Raw genomic sequence first — 17,474 nt, 5'->3', positions numbered from 1 at the left:
TGCCCTGGGTGGTGGACTGTCCCAGCCTGGAGGTTCCTGCCCCTAAGGGCGATGCTGACTGTAGCCTGACGGAAGAGCGCCGCGCAGGCCATGTATTCCTCCCGTGGGGCTGGCGTCCTTCGCCAGCCGCGCGAGGACGCTCCTCCCCCAACCGATACTCAGGCCGGCAGCACGCCGCCCGCTCGTCGGCTCCGACGTGACTGTCTGTCCCATGTACCGCAGCAATTAGACCCGACCTGTAAGTTGCCGACCTTGTGTCCGGAGACAACTGATTCACCACGAAGCCCCGTCAGCTGTCGCACCGGGTCTCGGAGCCTCGGCTACAGCAACGCTGCTGAACGCGCCGTCGAACCATACTATTGCGAGACAGCGGGCGGTGACTGAAGCCGGAACCGGAAACCCTGGTGCCGTTCACGAAGCCGCGCGGTTGGGCACCATGCAGGAACAACTGCGCACCCTGCCGTCCAATGCAACACCGATGGGGCACAGTCCCGCACCGTGGCGGTCGACTACAACGGGCTCGCCACGGCGCCTGACTCCCGCGCCCAGTTGGTGCATTGACTGGGTGTAGAGGTGCGGCCGATCAGCGAGGTGAAGTCGTGTCTTCTCATCCACACCACTCGTGGAATGTAGTGGATATCACTGTGGATATCAGTGTGGATAACAGTGTGGATAGCTGCGTCGCCCGCCACCTGAGCTCACCGTAGTCTGGCGGCTGGCGGCAACCTCAAGAGAGCCTGATGCGCTCGTCTTCCATGGAGATGGGTGCTGTTTCACGTGAAACAGGCTTCGATGCCGTGAGGCGGAGCGCCAGTGCACCACAATCTATCTTGTTTGGTTGGTTTTATCCGCGCTTTGCGGGCCGTTCCGCGACCTGGGCGCGGCTTGGGTAGATCTTTGTCCGTCTGGTTTTGCTACCGGAACATTTCCTGCTGGTCGTCCAGGCCCCCAGAATACGCCTGCCTCGATCTGCGTGCCGGGTGAGCTGTGGATAAACTTGTGCATAAGACGGACGAGCCGATGTGGATAACTTGTGGATAGCGTGCGCGCTCAGTCCGATCTTGTGCTAAGCGAGGGACGTTCCGGGACGAAGGAAGACCTGGTCGCGGGTGCACAAACATGGAGGAGGAGGTTCGAGGCAGTGGCATTCGAACGAGCTTCTTTCGGGTGAATGTCGCCTGTTCGGCTGCGTTCACGCACTGCCCTAACCAGGTGGTCCACGCGGTCAGGCCTCCCGGCCCGGACCAGGACCACCAGGGCGGCGTTGATCGACTTGGTCTTTCTGGTATGGGAAAGATATCGCTGGGCCCAGTTGTTTACCCCCGCTATGCCGGCACAGCGCCTGGTCTTATCCACGCAACCACCGGGACTGCTGCTGTACATGGTGCCGTTGGTCGACACCATCATGTGCATATGCGCTGGTGGTAGCCCGGCCGATGACACCGGTGAGGCGAAAAGGCGACGGATCCGTGGGATGTCAAATCGATGCAGGGAGTAAGAAACTGTAACTTCTCGTTGCGCCCTCCCCGGTTCTTCGATGCGGGTCCGCGTGAGATGCGCTCTGAAGCGGGCGGAGTCCGGATCCTATGTTTCACGTGAAACGCGGACGCTGAAATCAAGCTGCCAGTGGTCCGCTCCTCGCACTGGTGCTTTCCCGGCTGCCCTGTTCACTGGTAGCAGCAGGAACGTTCGCCCTGCGGCCAAGGCTAAGGTGCTATTCGATTCCACCATCACTCTTACGCGCGTTAGTGGCTCAAACCGATAAGGCGCGCCGTGCGAGGCGCAGATGCTGGATTGCGGGACGCCTCGACCAAGTCAGAAGCCAGTTCGCGCTTCCGGGCGCCGTACTGCGGACGGTCCCACAGCACGATCCCCCGTGGCACCGCTGCGCGGACCGTCACCAGCATCTGGCTCAAGGCTATAAAGAGCATGATCGGGCCTTGAGCCGGATTGAGGGAAGTATTGTCGGATGCTGCTGGCAGGCATGGGGAACACGGGTGTTGGATATCCGGGTGGCTTGGGCGGGATGGTTGGTCACTCTCAACTCGTCGCTGCGCGTCCTCCGTGGACGGAGTGGGGCTTCATGAACGAGAATCCTCGCCGGCACCGGGGGGATGGCTGGCTCGTCCCAGCTGCGAGGACTTGGAAGCCTGGGCAGTCTATAGGTCGCGGCGGTTGTTTAGCGCGGGTGCCTGACCAGCGGGCAACACACGCCGTAGGTTTGGCTTACCATTTAGTACCAGTTTGGAATTTGTTGGTGGACCTAGTAAGTTGACCTAATCCAGTATTCGCTGGACGATCCATAGGCACGGCGGACTGGGCGGCGGTCTTCCCCGTCTGGTCCTGGGTCGGAGTGCCCTACTCGATGTACCCGGGGCAGTGGACATTCAGACCAGATGCAGCGTTTCCGCAGTGAGAGTCCGCCTACGGACCGACGGCACAGGCACGCAGCCGCCAACAGTTGTGAATCCGCCGTCCTCCTCGGAGACGACAGGGTTCCTTGCTGCGCAGCGTCGTGGTGAGTGCACCGACTTGTTTCACGTGAAACAAGGCTTCCTCCATGGGCAAGCAAAGAAGAATCTTTCGACGGTCACATTGCGCGGCTCTCGTCTGAGGGTAGTCGCTTTGGCGTCATCGGTTCTTATGTTTGGTCGCGCGGGTGCAGGCGTCTGCTCAGAATTGCCAGCAGAATTGCCAGTGGCTGATTAGCCTAGTGTTCGAATGGCAAGCACAGGTGCAGTCGCTGTATCGGCCGCTTGGTGGGCATGAGCAGATTAAGCAAACAAACAGGCATTACATGCCCATCATCGCGTCCCGGTTCTGTATCGATGGGCACCATGGAAGGGTGCTTCTTCGAGCCCGGGAGTGGGCTAGCCCCCATTTCCCTGGCCTAGAAGACCTCGTGCAACCGCAGCACCCACGTGCAGGGCGCACGGGGTCACAGCTCCGGCCAATTTCTCCTGAGCGCCGATACTACTGCAGGGGCAACAAGCCGCCCTGTTTCACGTGAAACAGAGACGTCATTTGCAGTAGGCAGCCTACCTAGGTGCAACTGCCGGGCCAACTTGCTCGCGCGAAAGGCTCACAGGGTAACCAAGCCCATTCCACGGATAAAGAAGAGTGGCCACCGCCTTCGGGCGGTGGCCACTCGGAAAACTAACAAAATATCAGAACCTAGGACAGAACGTCCGCGAATTCCTTCTCGAAGAATTGCTTAGGCTTTGCCCCGATAACGGTGCTCTTCACTTCCCCACCCTGGAACAGGTAAACAGCCGGGATGGAGGTGATCCCGTACTCGGCAGCAATGGACGGGTTGTCGTCCACGTTGACCTTGACGACGTCGACCTTTTCGCTGTATTCCACGGAAATTTCGTCCAGGATGGGCCCGAGTTTGCGGCAGGGCCCGCACCACTCTGCCCAGAAATCAACAATAACCGGCTTGTCGGAGGACAGAACGTCCGTGCTGAAGCTTGCGTCTGTTACGTCTTTGGCGTTACTCATAACCCTTGTCTCTCTCTTCGGATGTCGTTGCAGTAATTATGCGGGCAGGTCTGCGAGGTAGTGCTCAACATCGATTGCTGCTACACAGCCCGAGCCGGAAGCCGTAATGGCTTGGCGATAGGTGGGGTCCACAACATCGCCGGCAGCAAACACCCCGGGGATGCTTGTCTTCGAACTGCGGCCTTCTACGGCGATGGTTCCCTCGGGTGTCAGCTCAAGCACGCCCTTGACCAGGTCGGTCCTGGGGTCATTGCCGATGGCCACGAAGACGCCCGTCACCGGGAGGTCGGAGGTGGTCCCGTCGATGAGGTTCTTCAACTTCAGGCCGGTGACTTTGTCCCCGCCCACGACGTCCTCCACCGTGCTGTTCCAGATGAAGTTGATCTTTTCGTGGGCCAAGGCGCGGTCGGCCATGATCTTGGATGCCTTCAAGGTGTCGCGGCGGTGGACGACTGTCACCGATTTCGCGAACTTGGTGAGGAACAGAGCTTCCTCCATAGCGGAATCGCCGCCGCCGATAACGGCAATGTCCTGATCCTTGAAAAAGAAACCGTCACAGGTTGCACACCAGCTAACGCCGTGGCCGGAGAGGCGCTTTTCGTTAGGCAGTCCAAGCTCCCGGTAAGCGGAACCGGTAGAAAGAATGATTGCCTTCGCCCGGAAGGTCTCCCCCGTGGCAATGGTCACCGTTTTCACAGTGTCCTTGAGCTCAAGCGAAGTGACGTCCTCAAACTGGATCTCGGTGCCAAAGCGGGCGGCCTGCTTCTCGAAGTTCTCCATCAGGTCCGGGCCCATGATCCCCTCCGGGAAGCCGGGGTAGTTCTCAACGTCCGTGGTGTTCATCAGCTCACCGCCGGCCGTAACGGAGCCTGCAAGCAAAAGCGGCTTGAGGTTGGCACGGGCGGTGTATACAGCTGCCGTGTAACCAGCCGGGCCAGAGCCCACGATGATGACATCACGTACTTCGGACGCGGTGTTTTCTGCGATGGTCACTGAACGGTGAACCTCTTCCTTATTCGACGCGCCTCCCTGTGGAGGCCGGCCACATGGCACAACTGCTACGTGATGCTGAATATTCCAGCGCCTGGACGTGGTGAAACCCCGGTGGACAGCAGACGGCCGTCACCGAAGGCGCTCTTCCAAGGTTACAGTCCAACTCAACAGGCGCCTCGCCTGCCTGTTGCCCCAGGAGGACTTACTGGACCTTGATCTCGGCGAGCCGGATGCCGTAACCGTAGCGGGTCTTGGGAGCAGCGAGTCGAGGCAGCGAATTGATGGAAACAATCACGTACTGGGCCTGGACAGGCTCGGCCAGCGGCATGGTCAGGTCCGTGGAGGTGAAGCTGTTGGTCCCTACGGCTTTGGCTCCGTCGAGGGCAGGCCGGTCGTTGGTGTACACCGTGATGTTTCCACCGGATCCCCCCAACTGCGAGAGTGTGATGGAAGAAACCTTTGCCGGGCTCTTGAGCTTTACCACCAGCGGGACGCCCTGGGCCGCCAGGCCGCCCCAGTTTTCAGTGGCGAACTCCATGTCCGACCAATAGCTGGCAGCGTTCCCGTCATAGGCCTTCACCAGGTCACCATCGAAGGCGGCGGCGAAATCGAAGTTCCCCTGCCTGCTGATGTTTTCAATGGCCGGTGGGACCGCGGGCGGAGCGGATGGCGGCGCCTGCGTTCCGGGTTCCGTGGTCGCCGGGGCTCCGCTGTTGGTGGCGGGGGCGGTGGGAACAGCCTGCGGCTGCGGTGACAACAGGCTGCCCAGGTTTGTTACGGCGAAAACGAGTCCGGCAATGAGGACCACAGCGAGCAACCCGCCGACGAGCCACCGCATGGACCTGGGCTCCCGGCTGTCCTCGTCACGGTCGTCGTCATAGCCGGGTTCTTCATCATAGGAAGCACCTGCAGCGGCGGGCGCGGCAGAGCGGGCAAACAAGGACGATTTCTTGTCCGGCTGGGGTTCATCCTTTACCGGGGCGTTCCCGGAAGGCTGGTCCTCTGAGTAGGCGTAATCGTCGTCAGACCATAGCGAGACCTTCGGTTTTCCGCCCGGAGCTCCCTCCCCGTGGACAGGCCCCGTGACCTGCGGCTGCCCTGCCTGATCGGCCGGGGTCTGATCTGCCCGGGTTGGATCAGCCTGGGTTGGAGTGGAACGTGTTGCGGTTTCGCTGCCGTTGCGGGCTGCAGAACCGGCGGCAGCCGCAGCGCCCGCTGCCCCGAGGGCTCCACCGGCAGCTGCTGCCCCGCCCACTGCAGAAGCACCGCTGGACTTGCGCGCGGAGGAAGGTGCCGCAGCCGGCCGGACAGGCGGCTTGGGCGGCACAGCTGGTGCGTGCCGGTAGGGATCCACCTGGCTGGGGTGCGTGTCCGAGTAGTTGATGTAGCCCGCTTCGACGTGGTCTTCATCGTCGTAGGGCTCGGGCTCGTGAGACCTTGGCTGCCCGAAGATCTCGCTGCCCAGGGTGTCCGTGAAGAATGGTTCCACATAGGGGGGATTCGAGGCCACCACGAGGTCCAGCAGGTCCGCAGCGGACGTGTGGTTGGTGATGAGGTAGGTGGCGGCCTCGGTCATGCCAAGGTCCAGGACCTGGACGGTTCCGGGCCGCTCGCCGGTAGCCACTTCGCGGGCGCTCTGGGCAACCTGTTCAGTGTTGCCGGGGCCGGCCACCAGGATGCTGACTGGACGGTTCAGGACCTGGTCCACACCGTCCAGTACCAGATCGTGGTCGTGCGAGGCCAATACAGTGGCGGTGACCTTATAACGGCCGCCCAGTACTGATCCGACATCGATCGGGTTGGACACGTGTTCCTCCTAGACTGTCCGGGAGTGCCGGCTTGAATGATGCAACCGCCACCCAGGAGCCGCCGGGCGGCTGGCCCCTGAATGCAACTACCCCTGTACCTTCTCGATCCTAGCCGATTGCGTCCCCTGCGCCCTGGATCGCAGCGGCGGAGAACTGCTCGAGCGTCACTTTTTCCGGGGGCGCCGCTGCTTGAAATAGGGGTTCTCGCCGGGCTTTCCCTGGAAGGTACGGCGCCCTGGCAGCGGAATCTGTTCCTTGAGCAAACCCCCGCGGGCCGTACTGGGCTGGTCTTCCGCCGGAAGGTAGTCCTGGTCGGACGAAGCCGGCCCATCGCCGTCGCGCGCCTGCCTCCGCATTGCCTGATGTTCCGTGCCCTCCTGTTCCGGAGCCGGCCCCGCCCGGAAGGAAACGGCGTCGAACTCGCCGGAAATGCGGGGAATAAGCCCGGTGTCCACGGAGGTTGTGGCACGCTCCGGTGCGGGCCGTCGTCGTTCAGCCGAAGGCTCACCAGGGGCAGAGTCCGACGGCGGGTTCCCGGCTTCCGCCGAAGGTGCCGGCGGTGCGCCCCGGCCGAGCCGCCCCAGGAGGGGGCGGAGCAGGTCCCGCAGTTCGGCTACCCGGAACAGCTTGAGCAGGAAGAAGTAGGCCACCAGCATGACCGGACCCACCACGACGACAGTCACGAGGGCTGACAGCCGGTCGCGCCAGGCGAAACCGTCAGGGCTGTAGCTGCCCATCAGCCACAGCGCACCCGCACCTGCAACGGCCGAACCCAGCGCCGCCCACCCCATGCGGATGTAGGAGTTGGCGATCCGTGCCCCGTCCAGGTGCCCCAGGAGGCGTCGCAGGAAGTACGCGCTGATGACCACCGAGAGGATATTGCCCACCATATAAAGCACGGCGATGGCGTAGATGATCTGGGTGACCGGCAGGAACTGGATGGCGAAGGCCCCAGCCACGTAGACAACCGCCAGCTGCAGCTGGATGTAGAAGGGGGTGCGGGCGTCCTCATTCGCGTAGAAGACGCGGGACATCATGAAGTTGGCGCTCATGAACGGCGTGCTGAGCGCCAGGATGGTGAGCGTCTGGGCCAGCATGACGCCGTCCTGGCGCAGGCCTCCGGAGAAGAACATGCCCAGCGGGCCCGCAAGGGCAAAGAGGGCCAGCGCGCCGAAGACGGTGGCCACCGCCATGGTCCGCAGGCCATGGGAGAGGGCTTCGCGCAGTTCGGCGCGGTTCCCGTCCTGCGAGGCCCGCGTCATCCTGTTAAACAGGACGGTGGCAAGGGACAGCGCGATGATGGAGTGCGGCAGCAGGTAGAGCTGGCTGGCCACCTCCAGCACGGCGTTGCCGGGCAGCATGTTCGCTGACGGGTCTCCCGCCTGCTGCAGACGGATGCGTTCCGCGCCGGGGATGGTGGCGATGCGCATGACGTACAGGAAGGCAAGCTGCCCGACGGCGGCAGTCAGCAGGGTCCAGACGCTCAGCTTGGCGGCCTGGCCCAGTCCCACTCCCCGCCAGCCGAACCGGGGACGGAGGCCCAGCCGCAGGCGGATAACGGGAATCATCAGGATGGCAGTCTGGGACACCACGCCGATGGTGGAGAACCCGGCCACCAGCAGGGTTTGCGTGCTGCCCCAGTTGTCCAGCGTGTGCGGATTCAGTTCATTCGCCCCGAAGATCCAGATGAACATGCCCAGGCCGGCGATGGCCACCACGTTATTAAGGATGGGAGCCCACATGGCGGGGCCGAACGCCCCGTTTGCGTTCAGTACCTGGGTGAGGAGGGCGTAGAGGCCGTAGAAGAAGATCTGCGGCAGGCACCAGAAGGCAAAGGTGACGGCCAGGGCCTTTTGCTGGGGCGTGTATCCCTGGGTGGTGAGTTCTATGACGCCGGGCGCCGCCAGGGTAACCAGGGCTGTCAGTCCCAGCAGGAGGAGCACAGCCAGCGTCAGCAGCCGGCTGATGTAGTCCGCCCCCCTGTCCGGCGCCTTGCTTGCCTTGATGATCTGGGGCACCAGGACCGCGTTGAACACGCCGCCGGCCACCAGCAGGAAGATCAGGTTGGGCAGGTTGTTCGCGTTGATGAAGGTGTCATTGACGGTGGAGCCCAGGCCCAGGGCCGTGCCCAGCATCCACGTCTTTCCGAAACCCAGGAACCGCGAAACGAGTGTTCCGGCAGCCATGATGGCGCTGGAGCGGGTCTCGCTGGCAGCAACTGTGCCCGGGGTGCCGTCCGCACCGGCCGGCTCGGGGGGAACGCCGTCCGGCGCGGCATCGCCGGGACGTCCGGCTTTATCGGAAGGAAAGTTGGTAGCTGACATCGAGTTCATCGTCTCACCCGCGGGCGGTAAACGCCGCAACCGGGGGGCCGGGGCACACAGCCCTAAAGATGCCCGGGGAGGACTTCGCGGGCCAGATCGGCGATCCGGCGCTCGTTGGGGAAGGACAGCTTCCGCGCCAGTTCCTGGATGGGAACCCAGGCGACATCCACGGCTTCCTGGTCCGGATCGTTCTCGATGGTGAGCTCGCCGCCAGTGGCACGGAGGAGGTAGTGATGGACCGTTTTGTGGACCCTGTGGCCGCTGACGGTGAACCAGTAGTCGATGCTTCCCAGAGGTGCGAGGATGTCGCCTTCGATGCCGGTTTCCTCGGCAATTTCGCGGACCGCGGCCTGTTCGTTGTTTTCTTTGCCCTCCGGGTGGCCCTTCGGAAGGCACCACTCCAGACGTCCGCCGCGATTAAGGCGGGCGATGATCGCAACCCTCAATTCGGCGTCGGACGTGTCCACCACAACGCCGCCGGCGGAGACCTCCTCAACCGTGGGCAGCGTTGCCGGTGCCGAATGCTGGGCAGGGGCAACGTGCGCACCGATTGCCGACGGCAATGGTGGGTTTGTCCTCCTGCCTGGAGCGCTCGGTACTGGATGGGCCATGGAGTCCACTCTAACGACTGTTGCCCGTTCGTGATGACCGGAACATGACACCAACATGGACGGCATATGACGCACTTTCCCCCGCACGGAGCTATTCCGCGGGATCTTGACCCTAATTTGGCCTGCCGACACGCTGGTTTCTGCCAAGCTTAAGTAACTATGGCGCACGCACATCACAAGACTGATTCCCAGACCGTCGATTTCCAGGTGGACCCGGTGGTCCTGGAGCTCGGCCGGCGCTTCGTGGACGCCGGCCATGAACTGTCGCTGGTGGGCGGGCCGGTGCGTGACCTTTTCCTGGGCCGGACCTCCCCCGACCTGGACTTCACCACCGACGCCACTCCGGACCAGACGGTGGCCCTTATCAAGAAGTGGGCGGATAACTACTGGGAGATTGGCCGGGCGTTTGGCACGATCGGCATGCGCAAGGCCGGCTTCCAGATTGAAATCACCACCTACCGGGCAGAAGCCTACGATCCCGATTCCCGCAAGCCGGTGGTGGCGTTCGGATCCTCACTGACCGATGACCTGCTGCGGCGTGACTTCACCATCAACGCCATGGCCCTGAAGCTGCCTTCCCTGGAACTGGTGGATCCCTTCGGCGGGGTCCGTGACCTTCATGCATCCGTCCTGGCCACTCCGGGGGCACCCGAGCTCTCTTTCTCCGACGATCCGCTGAGGATGATGCGTGCGGCGCGGTTCGCTGCCCAGCTGGGTGTGTCCGTGCATGAGGACGTCCGGCGGGCCATGACGCAGATGGCGGAGCGGATCACCATCATTTCCGCCGAACGCGTGCGGGACGAACTGGTCAAGCTCATCTGCGGTGCCAGTCCGCGCGTGGGCGTGGACCTGCTGGTGGAGACGGGCCTCGCCGAGTTCGTGCTGCCGGAGGTTTCCGCGCTCCGTTTGGAGTCGGACGAGCACCACCGGCACAAGGACGTCTACCAGCACTCGCTGCAGGTTTTGGAGCAGGCAGCGGAACTGGAGACGGACGGTGAAGGCCCGGTGCCGGGCCCGGACTTTGTGCTGCGCTTCGCTGCATTAATGCACGACGTCGGGAAGCCGGCTACGCGCCGCTTCGAACCGGGCGGTGCGGTGAGCTTCCGCCACCATGACATGGTGGGGGCCAAGCTCACCTCCAAGCGGATGAAGGCGCTGCGGTTCGACAATGACACCACCAAGGCGGTGGCCCGCCTGGTGGAACTCCACATGCGCTTCTACGGCTACGGGGAGGCCGGCTGGAGCGATTCCGCAGTCCGCCGCTACGTGACCGACGCCGGGCCGCTGCTGGAGCGGCTGCACCGGCTCACCCGCTCGGACGTCACCACCCGCAACCAGCGGAAGGCCGAGCGGCTCGCGTTCGCCTACGACGACCTCGAAGCCCGCATCGCCGCGCTGCGCGAACAGGAGTCGCTGGACGCCGTTCGCCCGGACCTGGACGGGGCCCGGATCATGGCCCTGCTGGGGCTCAAACCGGGGCCCGTGGTGGGCCGCGCCTACAAATTCCTGCTTAACGAGCGGATGGAGAACGGTCCCCTGCCCACGGAGGAAGCGGAAGCACGGCTGCTCCGCTGGTGGGCAGAACAGCCGGAAGCCAGCCCGGATGAAGCTGTACCCGCACCTGCAGGGCCGGAGGCCGGAACGTCTCCCGCCGCCGTCGAGCCTTCCCCTTCCGAGGAGTCCAAGTGACCATTCCTGCCCTTGCCCCCCGCCCCCAGCTCTGGATCCTCCGCCACGGTGAGACCGAGTGGTCCAAAAGCGGCCAGTACACCGGACTCACTGATCTCCCCCTGACCGTCGAGGGGGAACAGCAGGCCGTGGAGGCCCGCAGGGTGCTGGATCCGGTCGACTTCGACCTGGTGCTCACGTCTCCCCTGCGGCGGGCACGGCGGACGGCAGAGCTGGCCGGCTTTCCGGACGCCCAGCATGAACCCCTGGCCGTGGAATGGAACTACGGCGACTACGAAGGCATCAGCTCCGACCTGATCCGGAAGGACAACCCCGACTACCTGATCTGGACGCACGGGGTTCCCAATGGCGAAACGCTGGACGAGGTTGCGGCCCGGGCGGACAAAATTATTGGCCGGGTACTGGAATCCGGCATGGACAACGTGCTGATTGTGGCCCACGGCCACTTCTCGAGGATCCTCACGGCACGCTGGCTGGAACTGCCGCCCATGGAAGGCCGCCATTTCATTCTGGGCACAGCCAAGGTCTGCACGCTGGGCTGGGACAAAAGGACCCCCGCCATTGTCCGCTGGGGCCTTTAATAGGGCTTTCCGAAATTTGTTTGGTTTATTGTGCTTTCTTACTGGCGGATATCCTTTGCCGTAGTGTAGTTTTATTCCTGACCCCAGAGCGTCTTGCCGGGGGATCGGCGCATGTTGTGTGGCCCTTGGCCGGTGCAACTGCAGAGCAGAAAAGGAGGTTGGGAAAAATGATTACTTTGACTAGCGGACGGAAGATGAACGTCACCGCCACCCCGGCCTCCGATGCTTTTGCGCGCCCATTTTGGGGAAATGCCGGCTCCTAGCCTTGCTCTCCTTGGGCTGGTGGAACACATCCTCCCAACTGCAACGCCACAGCCAGGGCACCTGCATTAGCCCGTAAAGCCAAGGGCTTCCAGCCTGCCGGAGTGAGCGCACGCCGGAAGCCTTGGCGTTACGCCGCAGCCGCGCGTTTCGCTTGGACTTTGCCTCCTATTGCCGAACCACAGTGTGAGTGCTGTTTTTGTTCTGGCAATTCTTATCAATCCAGGTTATTCCTGGGTGCGCTTTCGCGCGCCCTAATTCCCGTCCCAATTGCATTGGCAAAAGGGATTAATTGCCGCGCCCGGTTTGCGGGCCAGCCAGTTTGAAAGGAGGTGATACCCATGAGAAAGTTCCGGAAACTCCTGTTGCAGCCGCAAGGACGACGCAGCAGCAAGAGGATGATCAACGAACCCCTGCTGGAGAAGCAGCGCGAAGACGTTTTCGTCCTGATGCACCAGCAGATCGGCGGCACGCGATAAGGAAAAGCGGCCGGCAACTGGACTGCGGCCCTGCCGCGGCACGCGTGCCAACCTCAGCTGAGGAGGCGTTGTGGACATCAGCCACTTTCCGTCCGGAGCCCACGCGGCGACGCGTGGGCTCCACCTCACCGGTGGCCCCCGTACCTCCATGCTGCGGCGGTAAGCTCAAGCCATGCAGGAGTCCCAGCCGCCGGAGCACCAAGGAAGGCCGCGCCTGGTGGTTCCCAGCCGCAGCGATGTCCTGCTGAGGAACTTCACGGAATTGGTGGGCGGTCCCCTTGGAATCCGGGCCGCTCCGGGAGTCGTCTCCCCCGGCGTCTTCACCGTGGAACGGGTCCTGATCCTGCTGACCGTGCTGGCGGCCCTCGCGGGCGTCCTGCTCAAGGGCTACTGCCGCGCCAACGGATGGGAATCCCCCGCCCAGTTTTACGCCACCTGCTACTCCGACTTCCCGGAATTGTTCAGGAACCGCGGGCTCGCGGAGGGACAGTTTCCCATTGTGGGCCGCGGAAGCCAGTTTGAGTACCCGGTCCTCACCGCCCTGATCGCGGGGGCGACGGCATGGCTGGTTCCGGGGACCGGAGTGTCGGACGCCCGGATGCTCGCCTACTTCGATGTCAATGCTGCTCTGCTGGCGGCGGTCGCTGTGGTGACGGTCCTGGCTACGGCCCGGATGAGCAGCCGCCGCCCTTGGGACGCAGCCATGGTGGCGCTGGCACCGGGCATCATCCTGGCCGGGACCATAAATTGGGATCTTTGGGCGGTGGCGCTGCTTGCCGTGGGATTGTATTTCTTCTCCCGGGAACGGCTGGTGCTGGCCGGAGTCTTCATCGGCCTGGCGACGGCGGCGAAGCTGTATCCGCTGCTCATCCTGGGCGCAATGCTCCTGCTCGCCCTGCGGACCGGCCGCATCCAGCCCCTGGTAAAGACAGCGGGGGCCGCAGGGGCCGCCTGGTTGGCAGTGAACCTGCCCTTCGCCGTCGCAAACCCCTCCGGGTGGGCGTACTTCTACCAGTTCTCAGCCGACCGTGGCGCCGGGTACGGATCACCGTGGTTCGCCTACAACCTGGTGCTGAACAGGTTGAGGGGGCAGGAACTGGGCGCCGACGCGGTGAACCTCCTGTCCGTCGGCCTTTTTGCGGCGGCCTGCGCCTTGATCGCCCTGATTGCCTTCACGGCGCCGCGTCGCCCGCGCCTGGCCCAGCTGGCCTTCCTGGTTGTGGCGGCATTCATCCTCACGAACAAGGTTTACTCACCGCAATATGTGGTCTGGCTGATCCCGCTGCTCGCACTGGCCAGGCCGCGGTGGCGGGACTTCCTGGTCTGGCAGGGCATCGAAGGCCTGCATTGGGCCGCTGTGTGGATGTACCTTGGACAGGTGACCAGCGCAGGCTCCTCCCAGCACAACCTGGATATGCCGTATTACGTCCTGGCCGTGGCGGCGCATATGGGGGCCGTTGCCTACTTGATGGCACGGGTGGCGTGGGACATCTACGACCCCAACTACGATCCCATCCGGCGGCACCACCTGGACGATCCCCATGGTGGACCTTTCAACGGCGCCCCGGACCGGTTCAGGCTGAACCTGCGCCGCACAGCGGACTCCGCCGTCCAGCGGAAGGCGGCAGCCGATGCCTGACGTTGCGGTGGTGGGCGCAGGACCCAACGGACTTGCAGCGGCGGCAGTGATGGCGCGGGCAGGGCTGTCGGTGGAGGTTTTCGAAGCTGCAGCTACCATCGGCGGCGGGACGCGTACGGCGGAACTTATGCAGCCGGGGCACTTCCACGACGTCTGCTCCGCCGTCCATCCCATGGCCCTGGCCTCGCCTTTCTTCCGTGCCTTCGAGCTGTCCCGGCGGGTGGAACTTGTCACGCCCCAGCTGTCCTTCGGCTCTCCCCTGGACGGCGGCCGGGCCGCGCTTGCCTACCGTTCACTTGACCGGACGGCAGCGGGGCTCGGGCGGGACGGGGCTGCTTACCGGCGCCTCATGGGACCGTTGGTCCGGGCCGTCGACGACGTTATGGACTTCACGCAGAACCAGCTCTTCCGCCTCCCCCGGAATCCTGTCGCTGCGGGCATCTTCGGCCTCCGCACCCTGGAACAGGGCTCGGGACTGTGGAACGCCCGGTTCCGCGAAGAACTGGCCCCTGCCCTGCTCAGCGGCGTTGCCGCCCACGCCGTGTCCCACCTGCCATCGCTGGCCGCGTCCGGAGCGGGACTGATGCTGGGGGCGCTGGGCCACGCTGAAGGGTGGCCAATTCCGCTGGGTGGATCCGCTGCCATTGCCGCCGCCCTGGCGGCGGACATCAAGGCGCACGGAGGGGTGCTCCACACGAACGCCCCGATAAACCGGCTGCAGGACCTCCCGGCCGTGCGGGCCACCCTGCTGGATGTAGCGCCGCGGGGCCTGGTGGACATTGCCGGGGACTCCCTTCCCTCCCGCTACCGCAAGGCCCTTGAGTCCTTCCGCTACGGGAATGGCTCCTGCAAGGTGGACTTCATACTTTCCGGTCCCGTGCCCTGGACAGCGGCGGAACTGGCCGACGCCGGGACAGTCCATGTTGGCGGAACCAGGGCCGAACTTGCGCATGCCGAAAACGACGTCAGCGCGGGCCGGCACCCCGAGCGGCCATATGTGCTGGTGGCCCAGCCCTCGCGCTTCGATCCTGGCCGGGCTCCCGCCGGGCGGCACACCCTGTGGACCTACTGCCACGTACCTGCCGGGTCAACCAAGGATATGGCCGGGGCAATCACTGCCCAGCTGGAACGGTTTGCCCCCGGTTTCCGGGACCTGGTGGTGGACACCAACGTGGTTACCGCGGCGCAGTTGGCAGAGTACAACCGGAACTACATCGGCGGGGATTTCAGCGCCGGCACCATGGACCTCCGCGGCCTGGTCCAGCGGCCCGTGGTGTCGCGGCACCCGTGGCGCACCCCGCTCCCGGGCGTCTACCTTTGCTCCTCGTCCACTCCGCCAGGGCCCGGGGTTACCGGCATGCCCGGTTTCCATGCGGCAACATATGCCCTTAAGGACATATTCCAGCTGCCCGTTCCGGCGCTGGGCCTGAACGCGACCTAGGGAACCGGAGCGTCGCGGCAGCTGCTGAATGGCCAAAGGGACCGGGCCCAACGGGTGATAATGGCCGGATGGGGAATTCAACAAAACTTTCTGTGTCCGTCGCTGTGCTGATCCTGGGAACCTCGCTGGTGGCCTGCGACGACGGCAGGAGCGGGGCTGAGGCGGCAGTCCAGCAGTTCGCCACCGCCGTTTCGTCGCTGGATGTGGGGCCGGTGGCCTTCGACGGCAAGGACGCCGCGGCCGCCAATGACCAGCTGCGAAGCGTCTTCGCCGCACTGGAACCACAGAAGCCGGCGGTTGAAGCGGGAGACGTAACCCTCGACGGGGACAACGCCTCAGCGCCCCTGAACTACACGTGGAAATTCGGCGAGGCGGAGTGGAAGTACACGGTCCCGGCCAAGTTCCGGAAGTCCGGGGACAAGTGGCTCGCGGTCTGGGACCCCGCCACCCTGGTGCCCGGCCTGGCCGACAGCGAGGTCCTGTCCAAAGGCTCCCAGTCCCCGCAGCGCGCGGACATCCTCGGAGCCGGTGACGCACCCTTGGTCACCTACCGGCCGGTGGTGAACGTCGGCATTGACAAGCCCCAGCTGGTGGGCGCCGATCCCGCAGACTCTGCCGCCAAGCTCGCCGCCCTCGTCGGGGTTGACCCGGCCGGCTACGTCCAGCAGGTGCAGGCCTCCGGAGCAGAAGCCTTCGTTTCCGCGATCACGCTGCGGGAAGAGGGCAGGACCATCACCAACGAACAAATTGCAGCCATTCCCGGTGCCCGTGCCATTCCTGCCTCGGTGCCGTTGGCACCCAGCCGGACCTTCGCCCGCGCCGTCCTCGGCACTGTCGGCGAGGCCACGGCGGAGCAGATCGAGGCCTCCGAGGGTGCCCTGACTGCCGGGGACGTGACAGGCATCGGTGGGCTGCAGCAACAGTACGACGAACAGCTGAGGGGGACGGACGCCGTCGTGATCCGTGCCCAGCGCGCGGACCTGACCCGCGAGCAGATCCAGTCCGCCGCAACGGACCCCCGGCGGGTCCTCTTCGAAGTGGCACCCACACCGGGAACGCCGCTGAAGACAACCATCGACGCGAAGCTGCAGTCGCTGGCCGAAAGCACCCTGGAGGACGTGGCTCCGGCCTCCGCCATCGTGGCGCTGCGCCCGTCCAGCGGTGCCGTCCTGGCCGTGGCGTCCGGTCCCGGAAGCAACGGCTACAACACAGCCATGCTGGGCCAGTACGCGCCCGGTTCCATCTTCAAGATGGTGGACTCGCTGGCGATGTTCCGCAACGGCCTGACCCCTGACTCGAAGGTTGAATGCACACCCACGCTGACTGTGGACGGACGCACTTTCAAGAACGCTGAAGGCTACCCGGAGGGCTCCCTCGGCTCCGTCACCCTCCGCGATGCCTTTGCGCATTCGTGCAATACGGCGTTCATCGCCGCCCGGGACAGCGTGTCCCAGGCACAGCTTGAGGCCGCCGCCCTGGCCATGGGAATCGCCGTCGAAGCCCCTTCACTGGGGGCCGAAGCGTTCCTGGGGTCCGTTCCGGGTGAGGCGGCCGGAACGGAGCATGCGGCCTCCATGATCGGCCAGGGCAAGGTGCTGCTCTCGCCGCTGGCGGCGGCCGTGATGGCTGGTTCCGTGGCCAAGGGCGCTCCCGTGTCGCCCCAGCTGGTGGTAAATCCCGACGGCGGCACTCCAGCCGCCGGGACGACGAGCGGTTCCACCGCACCCGCCGCCCAGCCGTCTGCCACGGCAACCGGCGAGGCACCGGCGACGGCGTCAGGCGAGCCCATCACGGCGGCGGAGGCCGCAGCCCTGGCGGACATGATGCGTGCCGTGGTCACATCCGGGCATGCCGGCTTCCTTGCGAGCGTTCCCGGTGCTCCGGTAGGAGCCAAGACCGGCACGGCGGAGTTCGGCAAGGAGAATCCCCCGAAGACGCATGCCTGGATCGTTGCTGTCCACGCAGACCTGGCCGTGGCCGTCTTCGTGGAGGACGGCGGACTGGGCGCAACGACGTCCGGGCCGCTGCTGAAGGAGTTCCTCACCGCCGCCGGGTAGGAGTTTTTGTCCACGTACGCCGACTTCCGGGCTGATTATCCCTGCGTACCCTGGACAAAAATTCGCCGGCTTGGCCGTGGGAGGATGGAA

The 17,474-nt window shown here is 64.4% G+C and carries 11 protein-coding genes; 6 read left to right on the top strand and 5 right to left on the bottom strand.

What is annotated here, in order from left to right:
* Window positions 1–3,174: 3,174 nt before the first annotated feature.
* The 5 genes from trxA to FHJ30_RS00075 form a co-directional block, all read right to left on the bottom strand.
* Window positions 3,175–3,501 carry a thioredoxin gene (gene trxA / locus FHJ30_RS00095; protein ID WP_139027242.1) on the bottom strand — a complete coding sequence of 109 codons (327 nt, stop codon included), beginning with the start codon at window positions 3,499–3,501 and terminating at the stop codon, window positions 3,175–3,177.
* Window positions 3,502–3,537: 36 nt separating this feature from the next.
* Window positions 3,538–4,494, bottom strand: coding sequence for a thioredoxin-disulfide reductase (gene trxB / locus FHJ30_RS00090; protein ID WP_139027241.1), 957 nt, complete (start codon window positions 4,492–4,494; stop codon window positions 3,538–3,540).
* 202 nt (window positions 4,495–4,696) lie between these two features.
* Window positions 4,697–6,301, bottom strand: coding sequence for an ABC transporter substrate-binding protein (locus FHJ30_RS00085; RefSeq protein WP_139027240.1), 1,605 nt, complete (start codon window positions 6,299–6,301; stop codon window positions 4,697–4,699).
* Between the two features lie 165 nt (window positions 6,302–6,466).
* Window positions 6,467–8,626 carry a murein biosynthesis integral membrane protein MurJ gene (murJ, locus tag FHJ30_RS00080; protein WP_139027239.1) on the bottom strand — a complete coding sequence of 720 codons (2,160 nt, stop codon included), beginning with the start codon at window positions 8,624–8,626 and terminating at the stop codon, window positions 6,467–6,469.
* 62 nt (window positions 8,627–8,688) lie between these two features.
* Window positions 8,689–9,189: an NUDIX hydrolase gene (locus FHJ30_RS00075; RefSeq protein ID WP_139027238.1), complete on the bottom strand. Its 501-nt coding sequence runs from the start codon at window positions 9,187–9,189 to the stop codon at window positions 8,689–8,691.
* 207 nt (window positions 9,190–9,396) lie between these two features.
* Here FHJ30_RS00075 and FHJ30_RS00070 point away from each other — a divergent pair, with 207 nt between their 5' ends.
* The 6 genes from FHJ30_RS00070 to FHJ30_RS00050 all read left to right on the top strand — a co-directional run bounded on the left by FHJ30_RS00070 (window position 9,397) and on the right by FHJ30_RS00050 (window position 17,384).
* Window positions 9,397–10,926, top strand: a complete 1,530-nt coding sequence (locus FHJ30_RS00070) for a CCA tRNA nucleotidyltransferase (RefSeq protein WP_139027237.1) — start codon at window positions 9,397–9,399, stop codon at window positions 10,924–10,926.
* A complete protein-coding gene (locus FHJ30_RS00065) occupies window positions 10,923–11,507 on the top strand; it encodes a histidine phosphatase family protein (RefSeq protein WP_139027236.1) in 585 nt (194 codons plus the stop codon). Before FHJ30_RS00070 ends, FHJ30_RS00065 begins: the two co-directional genes overlap by 4 nt.
* Before the next feature lie 602 nt (window positions 11,508–12,109).
* Window positions 12,110–12,247, top strand: coding sequence for a hypothetical protein (locus FHJ30_RS21230; protein ID WP_171058864.1), 138 nt, complete (start codon window positions 12,110–12,112; stop codon window positions 12,245–12,247).
* A 172-nt stretch (window positions 12,248–12,419) separates the two neighbouring features.
* The gene (locus tag FHJ30_RS00060; protein WP_139027235.1) at window positions 12,420–13,886 is read left to right on the top strand and encodes a glycosyltransferase family 87 protein; all 1,467 of its coding nucleotides are present in this window, start codon (window positions 12,420–12,422) and stop codon (window positions 13,884–13,886) included.
* Entirely contained in the window at window positions 13,879–15,327 is a 1,449-nt protein-coding gene (locus FHJ30_RS00055; RefSeq protein WP_139027234.1) for an NAD(P)/FAD-dependent oxidoreductase, read from the top strand. The genes FHJ30_RS00060 and FHJ30_RS00055 overlap by 8 nt, the downstream gene beginning before the upstream one ends.
* Before the next feature lie 68 nt (window positions 15,328–15,395).
* Complete coding sequence (locus FHJ30_RS00050) at window positions 15,396–17,384, top strand: penicillin-binding transpeptidase domain-containing protein (RefSeq protein WP_139027233.1); 1,989 nt, start codon at window positions 15,396–15,398, stop codon at window positions 17,382–17,384.
* The last annotated feature ends 90 nt before the right edge of the window (window positions 17,385–17,474 follow it).

It is taken from the genome of Arthrobacter sp. BB-1 (genome assembly GCF_006151685.1).
Taxonomy (GTDB): domain Bacteria; phylum Actinomycetota; class Actinomycetes; order Actinomycetales; family Micrococcaceae; genus Arthrobacter.
This window is presented reverse-complemented; position numbering and strand designations above follow the sequence as displayed.